The organism is Nocardioides sp. NPDC000445, from assembly GCF_040300245.1.
In the GTDB taxonomy this organism is placed as follows: domain Bacteria; phylum Actinomycetota; class Actinomycetes; order Propionibacteriales; family Nocardioidaceae; genus Nocardioides.
This window is the reverse complement of sequence record NZ_JBEPDH010000021.1, coordinates 107879-133793: the sequence shown is the minus strand read 5'-3', so window position 1 is coordinate 133793 and position 25915 is coordinate 107879. Positions and strand designations below refer to the sequence as shown.

22 protein-coding genes are annotated in these 25915 nt (G+C 69.1%); 17 read left to right on the top strand and 5 right to left on the bottom strand.

From position 1 onward, the window contains the following. Nucleotides 1–180 precede the first annotated feature (180 nt). Nucleotides 181–585: a DoxX family protein gene (locus ABT304_RS24905; protein ID WP_350719320.1), complete on the top strand. Its 405-nt coding sequence runs from the start codon at nt 181–183 to the stop codon at nt 583–585. Nucleotides 586–729: 144 nt separating this feature from the next. On the opposite strand, the gene ABT304_RS24900 is transcribed toward ABT304_RS24905, so the two are convergent. Next, nucleotides 730–2349: a Coagulation factor 5/8 type domain-containing protein gene (locus ABT304_RS24900; RefSeq protein ID WP_350719318.1), complete on the bottom strand. Its 1620-nt coding sequence runs from the start codon at nt 2347–2349 to the stop codon at nt 730–732. Nucleotides 2350–2465: 116 nt separating this feature from the next. Between ABT304_RS24900 and proC the strand changes: the two genes are divergently transcribed. Both proC and ABT304_RS24890 read left to right on the top strand, forming a co-directional pair. Then, nucleotides 2466–3254 (top strand): pyrroline-5-carboxylate reductase, encoded by a 789-nt coding sequence (gene proC, locus ABT304_RS24895; RefSeq protein ID WP_350719317.1) that lies wholly within the window; start codon nt 2466–2468, stop codon nt 3252–3254. Nucleotides 3255–3423: 169 nt separating this feature from the next. After that, on the top strand, nt 3424–4674 hold the full coding sequence (locus tag ABT304_RS24890; protein WP_350719316.1) for an ATP-binding protein: 1251 nt from the start codon (nt 3424–3426) through the stop codon (nt 4672–4674). Between the two features lie 100 nt (nt 4675–4774). On the opposite strand, the gene ABT304_RS24885 is transcribed toward ABT304_RS24890, so the two are convergent. Next, nucleotides 4775–5293: a GNAT family N-acetyltransferase gene (locus tag ABT304_RS24885; protein WP_350719315.1), complete on the bottom strand. Its 519-nt coding sequence runs from the start codon at nt 5291–5293 to the stop codon at nt 4775–4777. 124 nt (nt 5294–5417) lie between these two features. Continuing rightward, nucleotides 5418–6566 carry an acyl-CoA dehydrogenase family protein gene (locus ABT304_RS24880; protein WP_160025874.1) on the bottom strand — a complete coding sequence of 383 codons (1149 nt, stop codon included), beginning with the start codon at nt 6564–6566 and terminating at the stop codon, nt 5418–5420. A gap of 135 nt (nt 6567–6701) precedes the next feature. Between ABT304_RS24880 and ABT304_RS24875 the strand changes: the two genes are divergently transcribed. From ABT304_RS24875 to ABT304_RS24855, 5 genes are all read left to right on the top strand, one after another. Then, entirely contained in the window at nt 6702–7295 is a 594-nt protein-coding gene (locus ABT304_RS24875) for a MerR family transcriptional regulator (protein ID WP_350719313.1), read from the top strand. Nucleotides 7296–7348: 53 nt separating this feature from the next. Further along, nucleotides 7349–8560: an acetyl-CoA C-acetyltransferase gene (locus tag ABT304_RS24870; RefSeq protein ID WP_091043431.1), complete on the top strand. Its 1212-nt coding sequence runs from the start codon at nt 7349–7351 to the stop codon at nt 8558–8560. 17 nt (nt 8561–8577) lie between these two features. Further along, the gene (locus ABT304_RS24865; protein ID WP_350719311.1) at nt 8578–10743 is read left to right on the top strand and encodes a 3-hydroxyacyl-CoA dehydrogenase NAD-binding domain-containing protein; all 2166 of its coding nucleotides are present in this window, start codon (nt 8578–8580) and stop codon (nt 10741–10743) included. Nucleotides 10744–10883: 140 nt separating this feature from the next. Then, complete coding sequence (locus ABT304_RS24860; RefSeq protein ID WP_350719310.1) at nt 10884–11813, top strand: hypothetical protein; 930 nt, start codon at nt 10884–10886, stop codon at nt 11811–11813. Nucleotides 11814–11869: 56 nt separating this feature from the next. Then, nucleotides 11870–12388: an SPFH domain-containing protein gene (locus ABT304_RS24855; protein WP_350719308.1), complete on the top strand. Its 519-nt coding sequence runs from the start codon at nt 11870–11872 to the stop codon at nt 12386–12388. 27 nt (nt 12389–12415) lie between these two features. Here ABT304_RS24855 and ABT304_RS24850 read toward each other — a convergent pair whose 3' ends face one another. Then, complete coding sequence (locus ABT304_RS24850) at nt 12416–15238, bottom strand: M4 family metallopeptidase (RefSeq protein ID WP_350719306.1); 2823 nt, start codon at nt 15236–15238, stop codon at nt 12416–12418. A 185-nt stretch (nt 15239–15423) separates the two neighbouring features. Between ABT304_RS24850 and ABT304_RS24845 the strand changes: the two genes are divergently transcribed. Genes ABT304_RS24845 through ABT304_RS24830 form a run of 4 tightly spaced genes read left to right on the top strand, consistent with a single transcriptional unit; the run spans nt 15424 to nt 19514 of the window. Further along, nucleotides 15424–15984, top strand: a complete 561-nt coding sequence (locus tag ABT304_RS24845) for a PadR family transcriptional regulator (protein ID WP_350719304.1) — start codon at nt 15424–15426, stop codon at nt 15982–15984. Beyond that, complete coding sequence (locus tag ABT304_RS24840; protein ID WP_350719302.1) at nt 15981–16130, top strand: hypothetical protein; 150 nt, start codon at nt 15981–15983, stop codon at nt 16128–16130. The genes ABT304_RS24845 and ABT304_RS24840 overlap by 4 nt, the downstream gene beginning before the upstream one ends. After that, nucleotides 16123–16845: an ABC transporter ATP-binding protein gene (locus tag ABT304_RS24835; RefSeq protein ID WP_160025865.1), complete on the top strand. Its 723-nt coding sequence runs from the start codon at nt 16123–16125 to the stop codon at nt 16843–16845. Before ABT304_RS24840 ends, ABT304_RS24835 begins: the two co-directional genes overlap by 8 nt. Next, complete coding sequence (locus ABT304_RS24830; RefSeq protein WP_350719300.1) at nt 16842–19514, top strand: ABC transporter permease; 2673 nt, start codon at nt 16842–16844, stop codon at nt 19512–19514. The genes ABT304_RS24835 and ABT304_RS24830 overlap by 4 nt, the downstream gene beginning before the upstream one ends. 97 nt (nt 19515–19611) lie before the next feature. Here the strand turns inward: ABT304_RS24830 and ABT304_RS24825 are convergent, their stop codons facing one another. Then, entirely contained in the window at nt 19612–19971 is a 360-nt protein-coding gene (locus tag ABT304_RS24825) for a VOC family protein (protein ID WP_160025863.1), read from the bottom strand. Nucleotides 19972–20086: 115 nt separating this feature from the next. On the opposite strand from ABT304_RS24825, the gene ABT304_RS24820 reads away from it, so the two are divergent. From ABT304_RS24820 to ABT304_RS24800, 5 genes are read left to right on the top strand one after another with little or no spacing between them, the layout of a single operon-like run. Next, entirely contained in the window at nt 20087–20686 is a 600-nt protein-coding gene (locus ABT304_RS24820) for a TetR/AcrR family transcriptional regulator (protein ID WP_350719298.1), read from the top strand. Then, complete coding sequence (locus tag ABT304_RS24815) at nt 20683–21489, top strand: TIGR03084 family metal-binding protein (RefSeq protein ID WP_350719296.1); 807 nt, start codon at nt 20683–20685, stop codon at nt 21487–21489. Before ABT304_RS24820 ends, ABT304_RS24815 begins: the two co-directional genes overlap by 4 nt. After that, nucleotides 21486–23219 (top strand): acyclic terpene utilization AtuA family protein, encoded by a 1734-nt coding sequence (locus tag ABT304_RS24810; protein WP_350719294.1) that lies wholly within the window; start codon nt 21486–21488, stop codon nt 23217–23219. The genes ABT304_RS24815 and ABT304_RS24810 overlap by 4 nt, the downstream gene beginning before the upstream one ends. Next, nucleotides 23216–24349: an acyl-CoA dehydrogenase family protein gene (locus tag ABT304_RS24805; protein ID WP_350719293.1), complete on the top strand. Its 1134-nt coding sequence runs from the start codon at nt 23216–23218 to the stop codon at nt 24347–24349. The genes ABT304_RS24810 and ABT304_RS24805 overlap by 4 nt, the downstream gene beginning before the upstream one ends. Further along, nucleotides 24346–25914 (top strand): acyl-CoA carboxylase subunit beta, encoded by a 1569-nt coding sequence (locus ABT304_RS24800; protein ID WP_350719292.1) that lies wholly within the window; start codon nt 24346–24348, stop codon nt 25912–25914. The genes ABT304_RS24805 and ABT304_RS24800 overlap by 4 nt, the downstream gene beginning before the upstream one ends. Nucleotide 25915 lies beyond the last annotated feature (1 nt).

Sequence of the window (25915 nt, the reverse complement as noted above, 5' to 3'; positions counted from 1 at the left end):
TCCCAACAGCGGTTGTTTTTTTTGTTTTTCTCTTCTGCTTTACCCCCTTTCCACACACATAATCTTTACCCCCCCCGCCCGCGCCCCCCCCCCCCCCCGCCCCCCCCCCCCCGCGAATCCGGGTCAGAACGAGCCGGCTCGGCGCTCTGCCGCCTGATCGCGGCCCCCTACAGTGGTGCCATGACCTCGATCGCGCGGACCGCCGCGCGCGTCCTGCTGGGCGTTGCGATGGCGGGCGCCGGAGTGGCGCACCTGACCACCCAGCGCGAAGAGTTCCGAGCGCAGGTGCCCGACTGGTTCCCGATCGACGAGGACCTGACGGTGCTCGCTTCGGGCGTCGTCGAGATCGGGCTCGGCGTGGCCTTCGTCGCGCTGCCGAGGAAGCGACGTCTCATCGGAGGGCTGCTCGCCGCGTTCTTCGTGGTGATCTTCCCCGGCAACATCGCCCAGTACGTCGAAGGCGTCGACGCGTTCGGCCTCGACACCGACACCAAGCGGTTGGTCCGGCTGTTCTTCCAGCCTGTGCTCGTCGTCTGGGCCCTGTTCGGCGGCGGTTGGTTGCGACGTCCTAGGAAGGACGACTGACCGTTCTGGCATTACTGCCGAGTCGGCGCATCCGACCCCTCTCGCTCGCTTCGCTTCGCGAGGCACGGGGTCAGATGCGCCGACTCGGCGCCACGAGTTTCGCGAGGCACGGGGTCAGATGCGCCGACTCGGCACGCCTGCGGGTCAGGGTGCTGCGGACTGGGCTCCCGCCCACGTACGCAGGTAGGACTCCGAGCCGCGGACGATGTCGTCGATGACGTCCTGGCCGCCGGTGAGGCGGAGGTCCTCGAGGTAGTCGGGGATCATTCCGTAGTGGGCGACACCGTCGGTGTTGTAGTCCCAGATCCGCTGGCCGGTGACCTGCCGGTCGATGACAGAGCCACCGTCGAAGCTGCGGAACGGGTAGCTGACACGTGTCTTCGCCGGGCCGGGCGTGCCGCCGAAGCCGTTCATGTCGAAGCCGAAGCCGATGCCGGCGCCGTAACGGTCACGGACAGGGGCGGTGCGGGCGTACTCGGCCAGGAACTGGTCGGTGCTGTGGCCGTAGATCGTCGAGAAGCCGCCGAGGGCGTAGAGCCGGTCGAGGTAGCGCTCGTCCATCCAGGAGTGGCTCGCGAGCGCTCCGGGATAGGAGGTCTCCTCGAGGATGTCGAGGGTGCGATCCGCGGCCTTGGCGCTCATGTGGTCGACCTCGACCATCATGCCGCGCTTGATCAGCCCGCGCAGGGCGTACTCACCCAGCGACGAGAGGCCGTAGGGGTTGCAGACGGTGCCCTCGGGATAGATCGGCGGCTGCGGCAGCCAGGCGAGCTCGGCGGGGCGGTCGACCAGGCGCGGGTTGTTGTCGTGCGGCTGGCCGGGGTCGCAGGCCTTCGGCGTCCAGAACGTCCCGGTGGTGAGGAACTGGCCGGCGTTGATCAGCAGCCCGGTCGTGCCCTTGTCGTAGCGGACCCCGCACAGCGCATTGTCGAACTTGTGGCACAGGAACATCGAGGAGACCCCGAGCGACTTCAGCTCGTCGAGCCCCGCGTCGATGTTGGCGCGGGTGCACGAGGGAAGCCGCAGCTTCTGGGAGCAGCCGAACGGCTCGGAGGTCTCCACCCCGAGCACGACGGCGAGCTTGCCGTCCTCGATCACCTCGCGCGCCTGCTCCGCGTCGGTGACGATCCGGTACCACCCGCGACCCTCGCCGCCGTACTGCGCGTCGATGAAGGCTTGGGTGTCGTACGCGTCCCGGGCCTGCCTCCGCACGGCCGTCATCTCGTCGCAGGACTGGTGGGTGCCGGGGTTGATCGCGCACAGCGCCTTGTTGCTGGTCAGCTGCACCACGAGGATCCGCTGTCCACCGCGCCAGGCGCGCTCGACCCAGCGGTAGTACATCTGCTGATGGGTCAGCGAGTCGTAGGCCGGCCAGTCCTTGAACGACGGCCAGCCGGTGGTGTCGTGGAACCCGAGCGGGCTGCCCGTGCGGGTCAGGTTCTCCAGCAGAGCGGTCTCGCCGGCGATCCCGTGGGAGGGGCAGTCCTTGAGCGCGTCCGCGATCCCGGCCTCGGAGAAGGCCTTCCCGCAGACCGCCGCGCCACCGATCCCGTCCTGCATGAACATGTGGCTGTGGGCGTCGACCAGCCCCTGCACCGTGCCATCCGGAGCGGTGCCCGTGAACGGCTCACCGGTCACGTTGACCTCGGACTCCGGCGAGGGCAGCCGGCGCTCCACATCATCCCCCGAGGCTGGTGGACCCACCATCGCGACCGTCACCGCGAGGGCGATCACAGCGAGCAGGGACGTACGTCTGATGCGCATGTGGCCTCCCGATGACCAGCGGCATATTTACTGCTATGGGTATCGCAACCTAGCAGTTGCTTGGGTCGTTTGGGGCCATATCTCCGCAGGTCGTCCGCTCTGACAGACTGACGAGCATGACGATCGCGATCATCGGTGCAGGCAACATGGGTGGGGCTGTCCTCGCCGGACTTCTCGAGGCCGGTCACGCTCCGGAGAGCGTCATCGTCGTCGAGGCACGCGAGGAGCAGGCCGCCGCGCTCCGCGAGAAGCACGGGATTCGTACGCTGCCGGCCGCCGAGGCCGTGTCCGAGGCCGACGTGGTGGTGCTGGGCGTGAAGCCCTACGGCGTGGTGCCGGTGCTGGAGTCGATCGCGTCGTCACTGCGGCAGGGCGCCACGGTGGTCTCGCTGGCCGCCGGTGTCCCGACGTCCGCGATGGAGCCGGCCGTGCCGGACGGCGTCTCGGTCGTGCGGGTCATGCCCAACACGCCTGCCCTGGTCGGCGAGGGCATGTCCGCGGTCGCGGGTGGTGCCAAGGCGACGCCGGAAGCCGTCGCCGCCGCAGCCGAGCTGATGGGCGCCGTCGGCAAGGTCGTCACCGTGCCCGAGTCGCAGATCGATGCCGTCACCGCGATCAGCGGCTCCGGCCCGGCGTACGTCTTCATGGTCGCCGAGGCCTGGATCGAGGCGGGCGTCCACCTCGGTCTGACCAGGGACGACGCGACCACGCTCGTCATCCAGACGCTGTCCGGATCCGCGGAGCTGCTCAAGAGCGGGACCCACCCCGCGATCCTCCGCGAGCAGGTCACCTCCCCGGGCGGCACGACCGCCGCCGCGCTCGGCGCACTGGAGCAGAACGGCCTGCGGGCGGCCTTCCTCGAGGCCACCCGCGCCGCCTACGTACGCTCCAAGGAACTGTCGTAGTCCGCGGCGATTCTCGCTATCCGTGTGTCCGGTTCCCTGGCATCTGTGTGAAACGACTCCTAGAAAGTGTGTGTAAGGTGTCTTAGATCGCGTGTGAAACGGCTCCTGGCTCGAAGGGCGGACTGGGAGGTTGTAGAGGTCTGGGGGCCCGATGGCGTACGAACGAAGGTTGATCGACGACATTCTTGACGAGTTGCAGCCGCATCTCGCGGCGACGTCGATCTACGGGCCGAAGGGCGTCGGGAAGACCGCGACCGCACGTCAGCGCGTAGCTTCGGTGCTCGAACTGGACCAAACCGACGATCGTCAGCGACTCCAAGCAGATCCAAGTCTGCTCTCGACACTGCCCGGACCGATCTTGGTCGACGAATGGCAGCGATGGCCGGAGTCGTGGGACCGTGTTCGGCGGGCGGTCGACGCGGGAGCGGGCAGGGGTCGGTTCATCCTGACTGGCAGCTCTGCACCACGGGGAGCGACCGTTCACTCCGGTGCGGGTCGGATCGTTGGGCTGAGGATGAGGCCTCTGAGCCTTGTGGAGCGGGGCGTTGCGCAGCCGACGGTGTCCCTCGGGGACATGCTGTCGGGACGAGCCGAGGTCGGGGGCGAGACCGACGTCGTGTTGCAGGACTACATCGAGGAGATCACCTCCTCAGGGTTTCCGGGGATCCGTCACGAGCCGACGCCTCGCCTGCGCCGCGCACAGCTGGATGCCTACATCGACTACATCGTCACCCGAGAATTTCCCGAGCAGGGCTATCCGGTGCGTCGCCCTGAGGCGCTGCGCGCGTGGCTGAGTGCCTACGCGGCGGCGAGCTCGACGACTGCCAAGTACGTCGAGATCCTCGATGCCGCGACACCGAATGTCGGAGACAAACCGAGCAAGAAATCGACGATGACCTACCGGGATGCGCTCTCCGGTCTCTGGCTGCTCGATCCGACGCCGGCCTGGGCGCCGACATCGAACCAACTCCTGAGGTTGAGCCAGGCGTCCAAGCATCAGCTTGCCGACCCGGGCATGGCAGCGAGGCTGTTGAACCTCGATGCGGACTCGTTGCTCCGCGGGCACGCGATGCCCAAGTCGCTGGGTGGCGGGAGCATCCTGGGTGGTCTGTTCGAGTCGCTGGTGACCTTGGACGTCAACGTCTATGCGGCGATGCATGAGGCGCGAGTGCGTCACTTCCGAGAGCAGAACGGTCGTCGCGAGGTGGATCTCATCGTTGAGGGCATAGGCGGACGGATCGTTGCGTTGGAGGTCAAGCTGACAGCCACCCCGGAGGACGCTGATGTACGTCATCTGCTCTGGCTGCGGGAGCAACTGGGTGGTGACCTCGTCGACATGGCGGTGATCACGACTGGTCGGCATGCCTACCGGCGCCAGGATGGAGTGGCGGTCATCCCGGCGGCCCTGCTAGGTCCCTAGTGCAACACGTTCGGAGGGGCCACCCGCGCCGCCTAAGTACGCAGCCAAGAGCTCTCCTGACCCCTTCTTCGATCGTTTGAGGTCTCTGCAGTCGAGACGGTCAAGCACGCGGCGGCGCGTCCTCGCCCTTCCGATGCTCGGCGCGGACGAAGACATGGAAGTTACGGGCGCCGCGAGTCGCGTTGAAGGTGCCGACCCGCTCGAAACCCAGGTATTTCACGGTTCGTAGCGCTCTGGTATTGAACGATGCGACGGTAACTCTGAACGCCGGGGGCGCGAACCGGGCCCGACCGAATTCGAGTCCTGCCAAGACGACCGCACGGCCAAGCCCCTGCCCCGTGAGTTCAAGCCGCATTCCACCCCCGGTGTCGAGTGCGGACGCGTCGTAGTCCCATCCCGGCACCTGGCCATCGGGCCCGAAGGAACGAAAGCCGATGAGGGTGCTGCCTGCCATGACGGAGTACAAGCCAGCTTCGGGATCGAGCAACTCGTCGGGACCTACGCCGACCATATCGTAGACGTCGTATGGCGCCTGGTATCGCCAGGCGGTGATGTCTTCGGCCTGCTCCAACGTCATCGGAACGACACGAATGGATTCAGGGTCGATCGAGGGCGACACCTGGACAGAGTCGCACACGGACCTGCCTGGCATCCGATGTCCAATCAATCTCGGCGAGGACCCAGCGCTGCGTCGGTCGAGCCGCGAGACCGCTCGCTGGCGCTCGCGGCTCGACCAGCGGGGCTTACAGCCCAAGGTGGCGGCTGATGATCAGCTTCTGGACCTCGGTGGTGCCGCCGTAGATGGTCTGGATGCGGCTGTCGACGAACGCCTTGGCGATCGGGTATTCCATCATGTAGCCGTAGCCGCCGTGGATCTGGACGCCCTGGTCGACGAACTTCTTCTGCAGCTCGGTGGTCCACCACTTCGCCATGCTGGCCAGGACGGTGTCGGCGGTGCCGGCGTTGAGCTGGGTGACGGCGTCGTTGAGGAAGAGGCGGGCGAGGTAGGCCTCGGTGGCCATCTCGGCGAGCGTGAACGCGGTGTTCTGGAAGCGGCCGATCGGGCGGCCGAAGGCCTCGCGGGTGCGGGCGTAGTCGAGGGAGAGCTCGAGGACCTGCTCGACCGCGGCGACCGCGATCGAGGCGACCGAGATGCGCTCCTGCGGCAGCAGGGTCATCAGCGAGATGAAGCCGGAGCCCTCCTCGCCGAGCAGGTTCTCCTTCGGCACGACCACGTCGGTGAAGGAGAGCTCGGCGGTGTCCTGCGCCTTCATGCCGACCTTGTCGAGGTTGCGGCCGCGCTCGAAGCCCTCCATGCCGCGCTCGACCACGAGCAGCGAGATGCCGTGGGCACCGGCGTCGGGGTTCGTCTTGGCGACCACGATGACCAGGTCGGCGTTGATGCCGTTGGAGATGAACGTCTTCGAGCCGTTGAGGAGGTAGTGGTCCCCCTTGTCGACCGCGGTGGTGCGTACGCCCTGGAGGTCCGAGCCGGCGCCCGGCTCGGTCATCGCGACGGCGGTGATGATGTCGCCGGAGACGCAGCCCGGCAGCCACCGGGCCTTCTGCTCCGGGGTGCCGAGGTGGGAGATGTAGGGGACGATGATGTCGGTGTGGACGAAGAAGCCGGGCCCGCTGGCGCCGATCTTCGCCATCTCCTCGTGGAGGACCGAGTTGAACCGGAAGTCCTTGATGCCGGGGCCGCCGTACTCCTCGTCGACGTCGAAGCAGAGCAGTCCGGTGTCGCCGGCCTTCTTCCACAGCTCGCGGGGGACGATGCCGTCCTTCTCCCACTGGTCGTGGAAGGGCACGACCTCCTTCTCGAAGAAGGCCTTGGCTGTAGCGCGGAAGTCCTCGTGCTCAGCTTCGTAGATGGTGGGCTTCTGGGGCATGACACTCCTCCGTAGACGTACCCGGTTAATGATGCCTCACCACTGTGACGCGGACCGCATTGTCGTGGTGGGCGACGGAGCAACTGTGACAGTAACACTGGCGAAGTCGCAACAGTTTGGTCTACGGTCCCTGACATGACCGAGGCGACCGAAGAATTGATGACGATCGATGAGCTGTCGACCGCCACGGGGTTGTCGGTGCGTACGACGCGCTACTACGCGAGCCTCGGTCTGATCCCGCCGCCGATCCGCCGTGGGCGGGTGGCCTACTACGGTCCCGAGCACCGCGCTCGGCTGGACCTGGTCACCGCGCTCCAGGAGCACGGGTTCACGCTGCAGGCCATCGAGCGCTACCTCGGCCGGCTCCCTGCCGACATCACGCGCGAAGACCTCGCGATGCAGCGCGCCATGATCACCTCCTGGGCCACGGAGCCGACCGAGGACATCCAGGCCCGGATCGGACGTGAGCTGATCGCGCTGGGGCTGCCCCGTGACGCGCTGGCGGCGGCGTACGCAGCGACGTCACGCCTCATGGCAGACCTGGCCGACGAGCTCAACACGATCCTGCGCGATCAGGTCGTCGACCCGTTCAAGCGCACCCACCACACCGCGGAGGAGGCGGCGCATCTCGAGGAGGTGCTCCCGCGGCTGCGGCAGCTGACCACCGAGGCGATCGTGGTCAGCTTCCAGGACGCGGTGAATCGGACGATCTCCCGGAATCTATCGTGAACCTTTCGGACCTACCCTGTTGACTGTGACAGTTTTAGTGTCACAATCGGCGCATGGCTGAAGCATTCATCTATGACCACCTGCGCACGCCGCGCGGGAAGGGTAAGAAGACCGGAGCGCTCCACGAGGTCAAGCCGATCGACCTGGTGGTCGGCCTGATCGACGAGGCGCGCAAGCGGAACCCCAACCTCGACCCCGAGCGGATCGACGACGTCGTCCTCGGTGTCGTCACCCCTGTCGGCGAGCAGGGCGGTGACATCGCCAAGACCGCCGCCATCAAGGCCGGTCTCCCCGAGACGACCGCCGGGGTGCAGCTCAACCGCTTCTGCGCCTCCGGGCTCGAGGCCGTGAACCAGGCCGCCTCCCGCGTACGCGGCGGGTTCGAGGACCTCATCCTCGCCGGTGGTGTCGAGTCGATGAGCAAGGCGCCCATGGGCAGCGACGGCGGCGCCTGGGCGCAGGACCCCGACACCGCGCTCAAGACCGGCTTCGTCCCGCAGGGCATCGGCGCCGACCTGATCGCGACCCTCGAGGGCTTCAGCCGCGCGGACGTCGACCGCTACGCCGCGCAGTCCCACGCCCGGGCGGCCGCCGCCTGGGAGAACGGCTACTTCAAGGATGCCGTCATCCCGGTCGTCGACCAGACCGGCCTGACCGTGCTCGACCACGACGAGCTGATCCGCCCCGGCACCACCGCCGAGACCCTGGCCGGCCTCAAGCCGTCCTTCCTCCAGCAGGGCCAGGAGGCCGGCTTCGACGACGTCGCGCTGGCCAAGTACCACTGGGTCGAGAAGATCGACCACGTCCACCACGCCGGAAACTCCTCCGGCATCGTCGACGGCTCCGCGCTGATGCTGATCGGCTCCGAGGAGGCGGGCAAGGCCAACGGGCTCACCCCGCGTGCCCGGATCATCTCGGCCGCCGTCTCCGGCGCCGACCCGACGATCATGCTCACCGGCCCCGCCCCGGCTTCGCGCAAGGCGCTGGCCAAGGCCGGTCTCACCGTCGACGACATCGACCTGTTCGAGATCAACGAGGCGTTCGCCGCCGTCGCGATGCGGTTCATGAAGGACATGGGCATCGACGAGTCGGTCACCAACGTCAACGGCGGCGCGATCGCCATGGGTCACCCGCTGGGCGCGACCGGTGCCATCATCCTCGGCACCCTGGTCGACGAGCTCGAGCGTCAGGGCAAGCAGCGCGGCCTCGCCACGCTGTGCGTCGGTGGCGGCATGGGTATCGCCACGATCGTCGAGCTGGTCTGAGAGAGGTTTGCGAAGAGATGACTGAGTCTGCCGTTAAGTACGACCGCGATGCCGACGGCATCGTCACCCTGACCCTGGACGACCCGAACCAGTCGGCCAACACCATGAACGAGCTGTACAAGACCTCGATGGCGGAGGCCGTCGAGAAGCTGTACGCCGAGCAGGACGACGTCACCGGCGTCGTGATCGCCTCCGCGAAGAAGACCTTCTTCGCCGGCGGCGACCTCAAGAACATGATCCAGGTGCGGCCGGAGAACGCCGCGCAGGTCTTCGAGGAGGTCGAGTCGATCAAGGCGACCCTCCGCAAGCTGGAGACCTTCCCCAAGCCGGTCGTCGCGGCGATCAACGGCGCCGCCCTCGGTGGCGGCCTGGAGATCGCGCTGGCCGCCCAGCACCGCATCGCGCTGGACGCCCGCTACGACATCGGCCTGCCCGAGGTCTCCCTCGGTCTGCTTCCGGGCGGCGGTGGCGTCACCCGCGTCGTGCGCCTCCTGGGCATCATGACCGGACTCATGGACGTCCTCGGCCAGGGCACGAAGTTCAAGCCCGCCGCCGCCGTCGAGAAGGGCCTTGTCCACGAGCTCGTCTCCTCCCCCGATGAGCTCGTTCCCGCCGCGAAGGCGTGGATCAAGGCCAACCCCGACGAGATCGCCCAGCCGTGGGACAAGCCGGGCTACAAGATGCCCGGTGGCAAGCCGACCTCGCCGGCGCTCGCGGGCTTCCTGCCCGCGTTCCCGCCGATCCTGCGCAAGCAGCTCAAGCAGTCCGACATGCGCGCGCCGAAGGCGATCCTGTCGGCCGCGGTCGAGGGCGCGATGGTCGACTTCGACACCGCGACCCGGATCGAGTCGCGCTACTTCACCTCGCTGGTCACCGGCCAGCAGTCGAAGAACATGATCCAGGCGTTCTTCTTCGACCTCGGCGCCATCGGCGCCGGCACGCTGCGTCCTGACGGCGTCGAGAAGTTCAAGGCCACCAAGGTGGGTGTGCTCGGTGCCGGGATGATGGGTGCGGGCATCGCGTACTCCTTCGCCCGGGCCGGTGCCGAGGTCGTCCTCAAGGACGTCGCGATCGAGTCGGCCGAGAAGGGCAAGGCCTACACCGCCAAGCTCAACGAGAAGGCGGTCTCGCGCGGCAAGCTGACCCAGGAGAAGGCCGACGAGATCCTCAACCGGATCACCGCGACCGTCGACCCGGAGGACTTCGCCGGCGTCGACGTCGTCGTCGAGGCGGTCTTCGAGGACGTCGCGCTGAAGCAGAAGGTCTTCAGCGAGATCGCCCCGTTCGTCAACGAGGACGCGGTGCTCTGCTCCAACACCTCGACGCTGCCGATCACCGAGCTCGCGAAGGGGATCGACCGCCCGGCCGACTTCATCGGCCTGCACTTCTTCTCGCCCGTCGACAAGATGCCGCTGGTCGAGATCATCAAGGGCGCCGAGACGAACGACGTCGCGCTGGCCAAGGCGTACGACGTCGTCCAGCAGATCAAGAAGACCCCGATCGTCGTCAACGACAGCCGCGGCTTCTACACCTCGCGCGTCATCGGCACCCAGATCCAGGAGGGCCTGGAGCTGCTCGCCGAGGGCTTCGCGCCCTACTCGCTCGAGCGTGCCGCGACCCAGGCCGGGTTCCCGGTCGGGCCGCTGCAGATCGCCGACGAGCTCAACCACGAGCTCATGGTCAAGATCGCTCGTACGACCCGCGAGGCTGCCGGTGTCGAGGAGCTGACCACCACGGAGAAGGTGCTCAACCCGCTCATCGAGGCGGGGCGCTCCGGCAAGCTCAAGGGCGCCGGCTTCTACGACTACACCGACGGCAAGCGCGGCTCGATCTGGGCCGACCTCGGCAGCGTGTTCCCGGTCGCCGAGAAGCAGATCCCGATCAGGGACGCCGAGGAGCGGATGCTCTTCATCGAGGCCCTGGAGACGGCGAAGTGCTTCGAGGAGGGGGTCATCACCTCCGCCGCGCACGCCAACATCGGCTCCATCTTCGGTATCGGCTTCCCGCCGCAGACCGGTGGTGCGGCCCAGTTCATCACCGGCTACGAGGCCGCTGACGGCTCGATCGGCATCGAGGCGTTCCTGGCTCGTGCCGACGAGCTGGCGGAGACGTACGGCGACCGGTTCCGCCCGACGCAGTACCTCCGCGACCTCGCGGCGAAGGGTGAGGGCTTCCCCGCCTGACCAGCCCCGCCTGACCCACCGCACCATGTGGTGAACCGGCACGGATCCTGTGAAGGAACCGTGCCGGTTCGCAATTTGTGGAGCTGCCGTAGTGGGCCCGTGCGACTCTTTGCCTTCCGAATAGGTTGAGGAGGACGTACGTGGTGATGCCGGGCAGCACACGAAGGCGCGAGCTCTGGGTGGGGATCGTGGCCGTCGGGTTGGTCCTGCTGGTCGCCGGCGGATGTGCGGTCGTGATGCTCATCAATCTGGAGACCGGAAGCGAGAGGGCGTCGACGAATCTCGAGCTTCCCGACGAGTGGCGATCCGTCCACGGCGTACGCGACGTCACGGCCGTCGACGAGTCCCGGCGCATTCCGGGGGACAACTTCGGGGAGGCCGACCGTTGGGAGCATTCCGTCCGCGTCGAGGTGACTCTGGCGGACGACCTGTCCGGGGCCGAGGCGGCCGCGGCCGGCCGTGATGTGCTCCGGTTGCTGGAGCCCGAGATCGCCCGGCTCGTGCCTGAGACGCCTGCCGATCGGATCAGCACAGCGTTCACGGTGGGCTCGACCGAATGCTCGGTGGGCGCGAGTGGGCGAGGCCCGCTCGAAGCCGTGGGCGATGCGCTTGCCGATGCCGTCGCGCTGCGGGAGGCCGGGGCCACGACGGTGTCGTTGAGCGCCTCCCAGGCGCAGACTGGGGGCCCTGGGAAGGCAGACGTACGTGCGCCGAAGGACGTGTTGGCCCAGGTCGCGACCGTCGCACGTCACCGGCAGCGCCCGGTGGATCTCCTCGGCGACGAGGCCTGGTATCGGTCGAACGAGCTGCCCGATCCGGTCGCGGTGAAGCTGGTCGTCGACGTCTCCGTGCGCCCGTCGGTGACCACCGCGCAGCTGTCAGCCCCCTACAGTCCGCTGACCGTGCTGCTCGAGGCCGCTGAGGGCGACCGTGTGCTCGACGACGTCAGCCGGTGGCTCACTGCCTACGACGGATATCCCGGGCGGTCGGGGCAGCCGCTGGCGTACGTCGTCCAGGGCACGCACGGTGGCATGGTCGAGGGCTGGGTCGGCGGCGTACGCGGGCCCTGACGAATGGGTGGCAGAGCCCATTCGTCACGGGGCGGGGGACGAGAAGACTCGGAGTCATGGGGGAGATGGCGACGGTTCTGGTGATCGCGGCGATCGCGGTCGGCCTCGTGGTGGCGTCGTTGGTGCGCCGGGCCCGCCGTGGCGAGTGTCTGGTGGTGACCAGGCACCGGCGGATCGTCCGGATCGCGTCCGACTCGATGACCCTGGCGATCCCCGGCTTCCACGAGGTGCTCGAGTGGCCGACGGGGCAGGTCGAGATCGCGATCGTGGTCCGGACCCGGACCGGCGACGATCAGGACGTACGTGTCCTCGCGACCTTCGCCGTCGAGGTCGACCCGCCTCGGGTCGGTGCGGCGTACATCGACCCGAGGGCCGTGCTGCACACGGCGTTGGAGCGCCATGTCGCCGACGCGGTCCGCGCCCGGCCCGCGTCGAGGCTGACCCATGATCGTGACGGGCTCGTGGCCGCCATCGAGGGTGTCCGGATCGACGGACTCGCCGCCGGGGTGGTGACCGATGTGGTCATCGACGAGGTCGACCTGCTGCTGCATCCGGGCCGATCCGACGACGGCTGAGCGCGCCGTCGTCGGATCGGGCCTGGGTCAGCGGATGGTGCTGGTGGCCGCCGAGGTGGCCGTCTTGGTGTAGTAGCCCGCCTTGCGGCCGGTAACCCGAACGCGGATGCGGTCACCGCGATCGACGGACCGCAGGCGGTACGTCTTCCCCGTCGCGCCCGAGATCGCGACGCCATTGCGCAGCCATTGGTAGGAGAAGGTGATCCCCGACGGCTTCCAGGCGCCCGGGTAGGCGGTGAGCAGATAGCCGACCCTGCGGGTGCCGCCGATGGTCGGGGTGACCGCGGTGAGATAGCCGGCCGCGATCCTCGCGGTCGCGGCGCTCGCCCGGACCCCTGGGTTGGCGGCGGGCCACGACGAGGAGTACGCCGTCACCCGGACCCGGATCTCCTTGGTGTGGTCGGAGCCGGTCAGCTTGTACGTCGAGGCCGTGGCGCCCGAGATGGCGACCCCGTTGCGCAGCCACTGGTACTTCACCGTCGTGGCGGTCGGGCTCCAGGAGCCCTTCGTCGCGGTCAGCGTGTAGCCGACCCGCGCGGTGCCGCTGATCGTCGGCGGCGCGGTGCTGGCGATGGTCTGCGGGTTGCAGGTGTAGAGCTCGAGCCCGTCGACGAACCAGCCGACGAAGGAGCCCTCGCTGTCGCCGCGTACGACCCACTGGAACTGGACGGTCTTGCCGGCGAAGGAGGAGAGGTCGACGCGGGAGCTGATCCACCCGTTGGAGTCGCCGCCGAATCCGGTCAGCGGCCTGGAGGGGTTGTTGAGCAGCAGTTTCTGCTTCGGCCCGTTCACCCAAGCCGTCGACGGGATGGCGGTCGCGACCCCGTTGACCAGCAGGCGAGCCTCCCCGCCGTCGAAGTACTGCGGCGTCGGGTAGGCGGGGTCGTCGCCGGTGTACCACTCGAAGAGATACCAGTGGCTGAACCGGAGGTAGGTCCGCTTGCCGGCCGGTACGTTGATCGCGGCCGTCGTCAGGCCGCTGGACGTCGGGTCGCCGTACGCCGCCGGGTCGGGGTTCATGCCGAAGTCGGAGCCGTTGCCGTCACGGTCGTTGGCGGGGATGCCCTGCGCGGCGTCGGGCGCCTGCGTCCACAGGACGCCGCGGCTGAGCGCCGGAGTCGCCATGCCCGCCTTGCCGGTGCTCCCGGCGGGGCAGGTGTTCGGAGCCTCCGCGGGGCGGGTCGCGCCGGCCTTGGTGGGCGACTTTGCGAGCTCGGTCGCGGCGGCGGCGAGGTCGACCTGGGTGCAGTCGTCCGGGGTGAAGCCAGACGTGCCGGCGGCCGCCAGCGCGTCACAGCCGGTGGAGAGGGTGCGGCCGAGGTCGGCGTACTGGCTTCCGGAGACGAGGTGCTGGATCGTGTAGAGGTATAGCGCTGCGGTCTTCTGCAGGGTCGGGTCGCCGACGTCGATGCCGCTGATGGTGCGGCCGTTGAAGGTGCCGCCCTGCGAGATCAGGTGCGCCGTCTTGTTGCCGACGCCGCTGTTGGTGTGCACCCCGCCGCCATCGGCGTAGTAGCTGAGGTCGTCGGCCTCCCACAGCGAGCTGGTCATCCGGTCGGGCTGGTCGTGCACCGTCGGGTTGGCGAGGTCGCGGATCGCGCCGAAGGAGGAGTCCTCGCCGACGCGCCAGTCGGTCGGGGAGTCGCCGGGAGTGGCGTAGCGGTGGTCGACGATCTCGCCCATGATGTCGGCCATCGACTCGTTGATGGCACCGGACTCGTACCAGTAGAAGAGGTTCGAGCTCCGCTCGATCACGCCGTGGGTCAGCTCGTGGCCGACGATGTCGTCGACGACCAGGCCCTGGCCGAGGTAGATCTGCTGACCGTTCCAGAACGCGTTGTCCATCGGGCACGGTGGCGTGTAGCCCGGCTGTGTCGGCTCGCAGTAGCGGGTCGTGGCGGTGATCGCCTTGCCGGCGACGCCGCTGGACCAGCCGATCTCCTCGGTCAGGTCCAGCCCGAGGGAGGCGTAGAGCTCGGAGGTCGCGCCGAGCATGTCGTACGCCTTGTCGACGTCGGCCAACCCGGAGGGCGCATCGCTCTCGCGCCGCTTGACCGTGAGGCTCGTGTCGGCGCAGCCGGTCGCCGCGGCGCGGACGTTGGCGTTGTCGCAGATTCGCCGGTTGGCGTGGGCGATCTCGTTGATGTGCATGAGTACGCGGCCGGTGCCGGCGTGAGCGAGCACGGTCTCGCGGATGGTGGAGCCGTTGGTCACCGAGAACCGGAAGACGCTGGTCTCGCCGATCTCCGGTCCGCGGACCAGGTCGTGGTCGTAGAGCCAGGTGCCTTCGTCGCTCACGGTGAGGCCGGTGGCCCCGTGGTTGGACTTGGCGACCACGGTCTTGGCCGCTGCCTTGGCCTTCGCGCGCATGGACTCGTCCGGCTGGGTGACCTCGGCGACGGTGGCGTCGGAGAGGTTGGTGGCCGCGGAGGTGAGGCCACGGTCCTTGTCCAGGCCGATGACCACCTCGCCGCCGAGGACCGGGAGGCCGTCGACGTACTGCTCGTACCTGGTCACCGACCCGCCACCGACGGCCTTGCTGGTCGACGTCTGGCGCAGGTCCGTCTGCTCGGCGCCGAGCGCCTCGGCGGCGCGGTCGAGGTGGGCCTCGGCCGCCTTGGCGGGCTTGACGGTGACGCCCAGCGGGTCGACGGCCTCGGTCGTGGAGCCGATGAAGTCGGCCGTGCCATCGGCGGTGCGGTGGACGGTGAGAGGGACGCCGGCGCGGTCCTTGTAGGTCGCGACCGGGTCGGGTTCGGCGGAGGCGGGCGGGGTCATCGGAAGCACGCTGAGCCCGCCGATGGCAAGTGCGGTCGCGGTCAGGGCGACGACGCGTCTACGAGGTGACACTTCGACTCCTTCGGGATTGGGAGCGGCCCGGAGGAGGTTCACGGGCCGACAAGACCGCCGGCCCGAACCAGCGGGGAGAAGTCTCCCAGGCAGTCGTGGGTGTCGTCGCCCTCAATTCGGCGCCTTGCGAAGCGATGCATACTCGGTATATACATACTCAGTAAGTAACCAAGGGAGGTGATCGAGTGTCCGTGAAACACGCACTGCTGGCGCTGCTGGAGAAGCCGCGCTACGGCTACGAGCTGCGCGCCGAGTTCGAGCAGCGCACCGGCGCGAGCTGGCCGCTGAACGTCGGGCAGGTCTATACGACCCTGTCGCGACTGGAGCGTGACGGCCTCGTCGAGGCTGGAGGGACCGACGCGGAGGGACGGTCCCTCTACCAGCTCACCGAGGCCGGCAAGGTCGAGGTGAAGGGGTGGTTCGACACCCCGGTGGAGCGTACGCAGCCGCAGCGGGACGAGCTCGCGATCAAGCTCGCGGTGGCGGTCGCCGTGCCGAGCGTGGACGTCGGCAAGGTCGTCCAGCAGCAGCGCAACGCGACGATGCAGGCGCTGCAGGGATACCGTCGCCAGTCGCGATCCGGAGCCGGTGACGACCTCGCCGGCGGGCTGGTCCTCGATCGTCTGATCTTCGCCGCCGAGGCCGAGATCCGCTGGCTCGACCACTGCGAGTCCCGGCTCCGCCGGGCGGCCTCCGCGAGCACCGCACCGGAGCCCGCCGAGTCCACCGAAGGAGGGGCGCGATGAACGCCGCCCTCGCCCACGACCTGCGTCGACTCAGCCACGACAGCGATCGCTGGCTCGCCGACGCCCGCGAGCGGCTCAGCCGCCGCGTCCACGCCACGCCCGCCACACCGGGCAAGACCTCGACCAAGGAGTCCACCGATGAGTGAACCCGTCCTCCGGCTCACCGACGTGAGCCGCGTCCACGGCACCGGCGCCGCCGAGGTGCACGCCCTGCGTGGCGTCAGCCTCGCTGCGTACGCCGGTGAGCTGGTCGCCATCATGGGGCCGAGCGGCTCCGGGAAGTCGTCGCTGCTGACCATCGCCGGCGGACTCGACTCGCCGACCTCGGGCTCTGTCGAGGTCGACGGCCAGGACCTGGGAGAGGCCGGGGTCAGCGGGCGCGCCAAGCTGCGGCGTACGTCGATCGGCTATGTCTTCCAGGACTTCAACCTGATCCCGGCGCTGACCGCCGCCGAGAACGTCGCGCTGCCGCTCGAGCTCGATGGCGCCGGTCGGCGCGCGGCACAGGCCGCGGCGAGGACGGCGCTCGAGGAGGTCGGGCTCGACGGGTTCGCCGACCGGTTCCCCGACGAGATGTCCGGTGGGCAGCGGCAGCGGATCGCGATCGCCCGGGCGATCGTCGGCGAGCGTCGCCTGATCCTGGCCGACGAGCCGACCGGTGCCCTCGACACCGAGACCGGCGAGGACATCCTCAAGCTGATCCGGGCACGCTGCGACGCGGGCGCGGCCGGTGTGCTCGTGACCCACGAGCCGCGGTATGCCAGCTGGGCCGACCGGGTGATCTACGTCCGCGACGGGCTCGTCGTCGACGAGGCCGGCGAGACGCCGAACCTGGCACTCGTGGACGAGGTCGAGGCATGAGCGGGAGTCTCGCCGGCTGGCGGCTCGCGCTTCGGCTCGGGCAACGGGAGGCGCGGCGGGCGAAGTGGCGCAGCCTGCTGGTCATCTTGATGATCGCGCTGCCGGTGGCGGGCGTGACCGCGGTCGCGGTGACGTACCAGACCTATGACGTCGACACCGTGGAGGGCCTCGACCGCCGGCTCGGCACCGAGGCCGCGGCGAGCATCGACGTCCAGGGCTCCGCTGTCGTGCGGCAGGGCATCGACCCCGACAACGCCTCCGAGTGGCTCGACGAGTCCGGCGCCGACCCGCTCGACGCGGCCGGGGTGAAGGCCGTCATCGGGGACCGCCCGCTGCTCGTGGCCGAGGACCGGACCTTCGACGTACGCACGGACAAGGGAGTCACCTGGGCCAGCGGCCTGGAGACCGATCTGAACGACCCGCTCGCTGCCGGGCTGACCCGGCTGACCGAGGGCCGTCTCCCGCAGGGTCCGGACGAGGTCGTGGTCAACTCCAACCTCGCGTTCCGGGGTCCGGGCGTCGGGGAGGAGCTGCTGATCCCGAACGGCGACCTCGATGAGACGCGCAAGGTGGTCGGGATCGTCGAGTCGGCGACCGTACGCAACGACCCCTTCATCGCCGGAGTGGACCTTCCGGTGGACTACACCAGCGACCGTTCGACCTGGCTGGTCGGCGGTGGACCGGTGACCTGGTCCGACATCGAGGACCTGAACGCTGCGGGTGCCTTCGTGCTCTCGCGCTCGGTCGTCATGGACCCGCCGGCGGCAGCTCGTGTGGCCGACAAGGAGATCCGTCCGCCCATGGGCGCCCCGGATCCGTCCGAGCTCGTGGTCCTCGTCCTCATCGTGGTCATGGTCGTCCTCGAGGTGGTCCTGCTGGCCGGACCGGCGTTCGCGGTCGCGGCCCGGCGCCAGGCGCGCGACCTGGCTCTGATCGCGGCCTCGGGAGGGACCGCTCGGCAGTCCCGGCGCGTCCTGCTCGGGATGGCGATCGTCATCGGTGCGGTGGCGGCCGTCGTCGGGGCCGCCCTCGGGGTCGGGCTGGCGCGGCTGCTCCAGCCGCTCGCCCAGGATCAGGTCTCGGCCTGGTTCGGCCCGTTCGAGGTGCCGTGGCTGCAGGTCCTCGCGGTCGCCGTGATCGGCTTCGCGGCCGCGATCTGCGCGGCGATCGTGCCGGCCTGGATCGCCTCGCGACAGAACGTCGTCGGCGTACTGTCCGGGCGGCGGTCCGAGACCCTGCCTTCGCGGCGCTCGCCGATCATCGGCCTCGTGCTGGTGGCCGCCGGAGTCGGATCGGCGGCGTTCGGCACCCGGAACGCGCTCAGCGGGATCCCGATCGCTCTCGGCGTACTGCTCTGTGTCGCCGGCGTGCTGTTCATCCTCCCCGCCCTCGTGTCCGCGGCCGCGCGGTTCAGCGCCCGGATGCCGCTGGTGATCCGGTTCGCGACCCGCGACGCCGATCGGCACCGCACCCGGACGGTGCCGGCTGCCGGTGCGATCGCGGTGACGGTGGTCGGTGTGGTCACGCTCGGGATCGCGTTCAGCAGCGACCAGGAGCAGAACCAGGAGAGCTACCTGCCCTCCATCACGATCGGCGACGCCGTGGTGCATCCGCGACACAGCGCCACCGAGAGCGACGTCGACCCGGACGAGACGAGAGCGCGGTGGGAGAACATCGCCGCGCAGGTCGAGAAGGCCATCCCGGGAGCGACGGTGGCACTCACGACCGGCGCGACGTCGGAGGCCGACGGACGGTACGTCGCCGTCGAGACCGGTGACGGTGAGGCGATCCCGCTCGACACCACCATCGGCGAGTTCGGCGACCTCGTCGTCGCCGGCGCCGACGGGACCCTTCCGCCGGCGGTGGCGCGGTCGCTCTCCGAGCGCGATGCCGCCGCTGCCGCGGAGACCCTGAGGTCCTCGGGGGCGGTGGTGTTCACCACCGATGACGAGCTTCGGCCCTCGAGGTCCGCGCGCCTGGTGATCAAGGAGTGGTCCGAGGACGAGCAGACCGATGTGGACGCCGTCACCGTCGACGTGCCGGCGACCTACCTCGACGTCGGCGACCGGGCAGCGCCCGCGTACGCGGTCGTGACGCCGGCGATGGTGAAGAAGCTCGGTATCGAACCGCGGGTCGTGGGCCTCTACGTCGAGAACGCCGGGCTCAGCACCGCAGCCGAGACGGACCTCGACGAGGCCTTGGCCGCCGGGCAGTTCCCCACGACGATCCTGATCGAGCGTGGCTACCAGGAGACAGACACCGCAGTGATCGTCTGGCTGCTCCTGGTCACCCTGGGGGCCGTGCTGATGATCGGCGGCGCGCTGACCGCGACCCACCTGGCGCTCAACGACGCCCGCCCCGACCTGGCGACACTGTCGGCGGTCGGAGCCAGGACGCGTACGCGACGCGGGGTCGCTGCTTCGTACGCCTTGGTCGTGACGCTCATCGGGGCCGTCCCGGGGGCGCTGATCGGGTTCGTTCCCGGGATCGCGATCAGCTATCCGATCACCACTGAGGGCTGGCCGGAGCGCGACAGCGTCGCCGCGCACTACCTCGAGATCCCGTGGGACCTCGTCGGCACCGTGGTCGTCGGGCTTCCCTTGCTGATCGCGCTCATCGTCGCGGTCACCACCCGTGGGCGCCTGCCCATGGTGGCCCGGGTCGAATAGCCCGCCGAGGCGTCACTCCCGCGGATCGAGTTGGCATGTTGGTGCCGACTCGATCCGCGTACGTGACTTCTCGGCCGGCGCAGGTGACTTCTCGGCGTCAGGCCTTGCAGAGGCAGAAGGGGTGGCCGGCGGGGTCGAGGAAGACGCGGAAGGACTCGCCGGGCTGGACCTCGTGCTTGGTGGCGCCGAGGGCGAGGGTCGCTGCCTCGGCCTCGTCGAGGTCGTCGACGGTGACGTCGAGATGTGTCTGCTGAGGTACGTCCTGGCCGGGCCACTTCGGAGCCTGGTAGTTGTCGACGCGCTGGAAGTCCAGCGATCCGCCGTCGCCCCAGGCGCTGGCCCAGCCGCCGTCGTCGTCGACCTTGGACTCCCAGCCGAGGAGCTGTGCGTAGAAGGTGGAAAGGGCCGCCGTGTCGGGACAGTCGATGACCCACTGAGGGTTGCGTGCGATAGCCATGCGGTCGACGTTACGAGCGGTTCCGGACGTTCTGCTTCCGCCTGTCGGGCCGTCGTCTCAGAAAAAATAAAGTCAGGGTTGACTGTTTGTTTCTGACGCGGCAGAGTGCCTGTCTGTGAGCCAGGCCACCCGCATCCCTCAGGAGCAGCGCACCCGCGCGATGAGGGCGCGTCTCCTCGACGCGACCGTCGAGCTGCTGGTCGAACGTGGCTTCGCCGGCACCTCGACCACGCTCGTCTCCCAGCGCGCCGGGGTCTCCCGCGGGGCGCAGCTGCACCACTTCCCGGCCAAGAACGACCTGGTCGTGGCGGCGGTCGAGCACATCACCGAGGCCCGAGGTGAGGCACTCAAAGAGGCTGCCCGGGCGCTTCCGGAGGGCGGGCAGCGTACGCGGCAGGTGCTCGCCATGCTCGCTGAGCAGGTCACCTCTCCGGTCTTCGCCGCGGCCCTGGAGCTGTGGGTGGCGGCCCGCACCGACGAGCAGCTGGCTGCCGCGGTGGGTCCGCTCGAGCAGCGCATCGGTCGCGAGCTCCACCGGGCCACCGTCGAGCTGCTCGACGTGGACGAGAGGAAACCCGGCGTGCGCGAGCTCGTGCAGGCCACGCTCGATCTGGTCCGCGGCCTGGGTCTGGCTGACACGATTACCGACGACGCCGCCCGACGCGAGCGGATCCTCGATCACTGGGCCGAGGTCCTGGAAAGAGAGCTGCGATGAGCCTGCTGGATGAACTTCTCGAGGACCTCTCCATGGAGGGGTTCGAGCTGCGCCAGGTGGTGGCGGGGCTGAGCGAGGCGGGCTGGCGCGAACCGACGCCGGCCGCGGGCTGGGACGTCGCCGCCCAGATCGCTCACCTGGCCTGGACCGACGAGGCCGCGCTCGCTGCGACCGAGTGGGTCGCGGGTGACGCGACCGCGTGGGACGAGCTTGTCACCGAGGCGCTCAAGGATCCCGAGGGGTACGTCGACGAGGCTGCGCTGGCACTGGCGACGATGCCGGCGACGGACCTGTTGGAGCACTGGGACGGCGTACGTGGCGAGCTCGCCGGGGCGCTCGCGAACGTCCCGAACGGGCAGAAGCTGCCCTGGTTCGGGCCGCCGATGTCGCCGGCCTCGATGGCGACCGCGCGGTTCATGGAGACCTGGGCCCACGGGCTGGACGTGCGTGAGGCGCTCGGCCTCACCTACGAGCCCAGCGACCGCATCAAGCACGTCTGCCACCTCGGCACCCGTACCCGTGACTTCTCCTACGGCGTCCACGGCCTGACCCCGCCGAGCTCCCCGTTCCGGATCGAGCTGACCGCTCCGTCCGGTGAGGTCTGGGAGTGGGGTCCCGAGGATGCGGCGCAGAGCGTCCGAGGCCCGGCGTACGACTTCGCACGTCTCGTCACCCAGCGCATCCACCGCGACGACACGGCGCTGGAGGCGACCGGGGACGACGCCGAGAAGTGGCTGAGCATCGCCCAGGCGTTCGCCGGCCCTGCCGGCTCCGGACGGGCGCCGGAAGGGGACGCGCGATGATCACGATCGGCAACTTTTCCGGCTTCTACGGTGACCGGTTCTCGGCGATGCGCGACATGCTCGAGGGCGGTCGGCTCGACGTGCTCACCGGCGACTACCTCGCCGAGCTCACCATGCTCATCCTGGGTAAGGACACCCTCAAGGACCCATCGACGGGCTATGCCAAGACCTTCCTGCGGCAGGTCGCGGACAGCATCGACCTCGCCCTGCAGCGTGAGGTCAAGATCGTCTCCAACGCCGGCGGTCTCAACCCCGCCGGTCTGGCTGCCGCCATCGAGGCGCTGGGGACTTCTGCCAAGGTGGCCTACGTCGACGGCGACGACCTCCGGGGCCGGCTCGACTCCCACCCCGACGCGCTGACCGCCAACGCCTATCTCGGTGCCTTCGGGATCGCGCATGCGCTCGACGCCGGCGCCGACATCGTCGTCACCGGTCGGGTCACCGATGCGAGCGTCGTCGTCGGGCCGGCGATCGCCCACCACAGTTGGAAGCGCGACTCCTACGACGAGCTCGCCGGCGCCGTGGTCGCCGGGCACGTGATCGAGTGCGGCACCCAGGCCACCGGCGGCAACTTCTCCGGGTTCCTGACCATGTCGCCGCAGGCTCGGGCGCGTCCGTTGGGCTTCCCGGTCGCCGAGATCGCGGTCGACGGCTCCTCGATCATCACCAAGCAGGACGAGACCGGCGGTACGGTCACGGTCGACACGGTCACCGCCCAGCTGCTCTACGAGATCCAGGGTCCGCTCTACCTCGGTCCCGACGTGACGACCGACCTGACCTCGATCCGTCTGGAGGAGGTCGGGATCGACCGGGTCGCGATCACGGGCGTGACCGGCACCCCGCCGCCGGCGACCCTCAAGGTCGCGGTCAACTCGCTCGGGGGCTACCGCAACTCGGCCGAGTTCGTGCTGACCGGACCCGACATCGACGCCAAGGCCGCCTGGCTGCGTGACCAGCTCGACGCCGAGCTGCCGATCGGGCCCGACTACACCTGGTCGACCTACCGCGTCCCGGCCCCCGACTCTCCGACCGAGGAGGGAGCCGCCTGCATCCTGCGGCTCAACGCGCGGGCCGCGGACGCCGACGCCGTCGGACGTGCCCTCACGGCTCCGGCCATCGAGCTGGCGCTCGCCTCCTACCCGGGCTTCCACGTCACCGTGCCCCCGGGACGGCCGTCTCCGTTCGGGATCTACAAGGCTGCGTACGTCCGGCGCGACCGCGCCCCGGAGACCGTCCACCTTCCCGACGGTTCGACCTACGAGGTCCCGGCCCCCTTGGCCTACGCCGAGGCGTCACGTACGTCGGCCGAGACGTCACGCGCGTCGGCCGAGGTGACCACTCGGCCGACGGGAGCGACGCCTCGGCCGACCGGGGCGACGTCTCGGCGGGCGCTGGGGGAGCTGGTCTATGCGCGATCCGGCGACAAGGGTGGCGATGCCAACCTCGGGCTCTGGGTTCCGCAAGGGAAGCCGGACGCTGCCGTCGAGTGGCTGCTGGACACCGTGAACCCGGAGTGGGTGCGGAAGCTGATCCCCGAGGCCGAAGAGCTCGCCATCGACATCACCCCGCTGCCGCACCTGCGCGGCGTGAACATCGTCATCCACGACCTGCTCGGGGAGGGCGTTGCCGCCTCGACGCGGTTCGACCCGCAGGCGAAGGGTCTGGGCGAATGGGCGCGGAGCCGATTTGTCGACATGCCGACCGACTTCGTCCGGGAAGGACTTCAGTGAGCAACGACCTTTTCGAGCTGGGCGCCGAGTTCGCGCGCCGCGAGGTCTTCCCCGACCTGCAGGTCTGGGAGGACAACCAGGAGATCCCGCGGGAGGTCCACAAGGCTGCCGCCAAGCAGGGCCTGCTCGGGATCGGATTCCCGGAGGAGGCCGGCGGCGAGGGCGGCGGACTGGCCGACACCGTCGCGGTGACCGAGGGGATGATGTCCGAGGGCGCCTCGTCCGGCCTGCTCGCGGGCCTGTTCACCCACGGGATCGCGCTGCCGCACATCGCCAAGCACGGCTCGCCCCACCTCATCGACACCTACGTCAAGCCCACGCTGGCCGGTGAGAAGATCGGCAGCCTCGCCATCACCGAGCCCGACGGTGGCTCCGACGTCTCCCATCTGCGCACCACCGCGGTACGCGACGGCGACGAGTTCGTGGTCAACGGCGCCAAGACGTTCATCACCAGCGGCGTACGTGCCGACTTCGTCACCACCGCCGTCCGCACGGGCGGGAAGGGCGCCGGCGGCATCAGCCTGCTCGTGATCGACAAGGACACCCCCGGCTTCACGGTCACTCGCAAGCTGGCCAAGATGGGCTGGCACTGCTCCGACACCGCGGAGCTCGCCTTCGAGGACGTACGCGTCCCCGCCGCCAACCTCGTCGGTGACGAGAACGCCGGGTTCATCTACATCGCCGAGGCGTTCGTGACCGAGCGGATCGCGCTGGCCGTGCAGGGCTACGGCACTGCCGCCCGCTGCCTGGCGCTCACCGCCGACTTCTGCCGCCGGCGCGAGACCTTCGGTGAGCCCCTGATCAAGCGTCAGGTCGTACGTCACAAGCTGGTCGAGATGCACCGGCAGGTCGAGGTGGCCAAGGCCTACACCCACGCCGTGGTCGCGCGCTACGACCGCGAAGGGTCCACCCAGGCCACGATCGCCGAGGCGGCGCTGGCCAAGCAGACAGCGGTCGAGGCCTGCACCTGGGTCGTCGACCAGGCCGTCCAGCTCCACGGCGGGACGGGATACATGCACGGGACCGAGGTCGAGCGGCACTACCGCGACGCCCGGATCCTGCCGATCGGAGGAGGAGCCACCGAAGTGATGACGGACCTGGCCGCCAAGCTGTTGGGACTGGATCGATGAGCAACAGAGAAGCCCTCCTCGAGAAGATCGAGGCCCTCGACGCCGAGCACGCGAAGGCGGCGGCAGGAGGCGGCGAGAAGTACGTCGCCCGCCACAAGGCGCGCGGCAAGCTGCTCGCCCGCGAGCGGATCGAGCTGCTGCTGGACGAGGGCAGCCCGTTCCTGGAGACCCAGCCGCTGATCGGCTGGGGCAGCGACTTCCCGGTCGGTGGCTCGATCATCACCGGTATCGGTGTGGTCGAGGGCGTCGAGTGCATGATCGTCGCCAACGACCCGACGGTGAAGGGCGGGGCGCTCAACCCCTACTCCCTCAAGCGCTCCTTCCGGGCCGCGGAGATCGCGGAGAAGAACGGTCTCCCGACGATCAACCTGACCGAGTCCGGCGGTGCCGACCTGCCGACCCAGAAGGACATCTTCATCCCCGGCGGCAAGGGGTTCCGCGACCTGACGCGAGCCTCCGCCCGCAAGCAGCCGACCATCTCGGTGGTCTTCGGCAACTCCACGGCCGGTGGTGCGTACGTCCCCGGCATGAGCGACTACGTGATCATGGTCAAGGAGGGCGCGAAGGTCTTCCTGGCCGGCCCGCCGCTGGTCAAGATGGCCACCGGCGAGGACACCGACGACGAGTCGCTGGGCGGCGCCGAGATGCACTCGCGCATCTCCGGCTCCTCCGACTTCCTCGCCGTCGACGAGCACGACGCCATCCGGCAGGCGCGACGCGTCGTGGCCCGGCTCAACTGGCGCAAACGCGGTCCGCAGCCGAAGGCGAGCTACGAGCCCGAGCTCGACCCCGACGGCCTGCTCGACCTGATCCCGACCGACCTCAAGGAGCCCTTCGACCCGCGCGAGGCGATCCTGCGGATCGTCGACGGGACCGGTCCTGACAACGAGGTCGCGTTCGACGAGTTCAAGCCCCTCTACGGACCGAGCCTCTGCGTCGGCTGGGCGCGGCTGCACGGCTACGAGATCGGCATCCTCGCCAACGCCCGCGGCGTACTGATGAGCGAGGAGGCCCAGAAGGCGGCGCAGTTCATCCAGCTCGCCAACCAGAAGGACACCCCGCTGCTGTTCCTGCACAACACGACCGGCTACATGGTCGGCACGGAGTACGAGCAGGGCGGCATCATCAAGCACGGCGCCCTGATGATCAACGCGGTCTCCAACTCCACCGTCCCGCACCTGACCGTGATCATGGGTGCGAGCTACGGCGCGGGCAACTACGGCATGAACGGCCGCGCGTACGACCCCCGCTTCCTGTTCACGTGGCCCTCTGCCAAGTCCGCGGTCATGGGGCCGGCCCAGCTCGCCGGCGTGATGGAGATCGTCGCCCGCGAGTCGGCCGAGAAGAAGGGCGAGGTCTTCGACGCCGACGGGTTCAAGGGCGTCAAGGAGATGGTCGAGGGGATGGTCGAGGAGCAGTCGCTGCCGATGTTCCTCTCCGGCCTCGGCTACGACGACGGGGTCATCGACCCGCGCGACACCCGCACCGTCCTCGGCCTCTGTCTCTCTGCCATCGCCACCCGACCGATCGAAGGCGCCATGAACTTCGGCGTCTTCAGGATGTGAT

What these genes read in the sequence shown, in the direction of transcription:
- ABT304_RS24800 (WP_350719292.1), top strand. Translation starts at nt 24,346, where the DNA reads ATGAGCAACAGAGAAGCCCTCCTCGAGAAGATCGAGGCCCTCGACGCC.
- ABT304_RS24855 (WP_350719308.1), top strand. Translation starts at nt 11,870, where the DNA reads ATGGGGGAGATGGCGACGGTTCTGGTGATCGCGGCGATCGCGGTCGGC.
- ABT304_RS24905 (WP_350719320.1), top strand. Translation starts at nt 181, where the DNA reads ATGACCTCGATCGCGCGGACCGCCGCGCGCGTCCTGCTGGGCGTTGCG.
- ABT304_RS24875 (WP_350719313.1), top strand. Translation starts at nt 6,702, where the DNA reads ATGACCGAGGCGACCGAAGAATTGATGACGATCGATGAGCTGTCGACC.
- ABT304_RS24830 (WP_350719300.1), top strand. Translation starts at nt 16,842, where the DNA reads ATGAGCGGGAGTCTCGCCGGCTGGCGGCTCGCGCTTCGGCTCGGGCAA.
- ABT304_RS24835 (WP_160025865.1), top strand. Translation starts at nt 16,123, where the DNA reads ATGAGTGAACCCGTCCTCCGGCTCACCGACGTGAGCCGCGTCCACGGC.
- ABT304_RS24815 (WP_350719296.1), top strand. Translation starts at nt 20,683, where the DNA reads ATGAGCCTGCTGGATGAACTTCTCGAGGACCTCTCCATGGAGGGGTTC.
- ABT304_RS24870 (WP_091043431.1), top strand. Translation starts at nt 7,349, where the DNA reads ATGGCTGAAGCATTCATCTATGACCACCTGCGCACGCCGCGCGGGAAG.
- ABT304_RS24865 (WP_350719311.1), top strand. Translation starts at nt 8,578, where the DNA reads ATGACTGAGTCTGCCGTTAAGTACGACCGCGATGCCGACGGCATCGTC.
- ABT304_RS24825 (WP_160025863.1), bottom strand. Translation starts at nt 19,971, where the DNA reads ATGGCTATCGCACGCAACCCTCAGTGGGTCATCGACTGTCCCGACACG.
- ABT304_RS24810 (WP_350719294.1), top strand. Translation starts at nt 21,486, where the DNA reads ATGATCACGATCGGCAACTTTTCCGGCTTCTACGGTGACCGGTTCTCG.
- ABT304_RS24840 (WP_350719302.1), top strand. Translation starts at nt 15,981, where the DNA reads ATGAACGCCGCCCTCGCCCACGACCTGCGTCGACTCAGCCACGACAGC.
- ABT304_RS24900 (WP_350719318.1), bottom strand. Translation starts at nt 2,349, where the DNA reads ATGCGCATCAGACGTACGTCCCTGCTCGCTGTGATCGCCCTCGCGGTG.
- ABT304_RS24880 (WP_160025874.1), bottom strand. Translation starts at nt 6,566, where the DNA reads ATGCCCCAGAAGCCCACCATCTACGAAGCTGAGCACGAGGACTTCCGC.
- proC (WP_350719317.1), top strand. Translation starts at nt 2,466, where the DNA reads ATGACGATCGCGATCATCGGTGCAGGCAACATGGGTGGGGCTGTCCTC.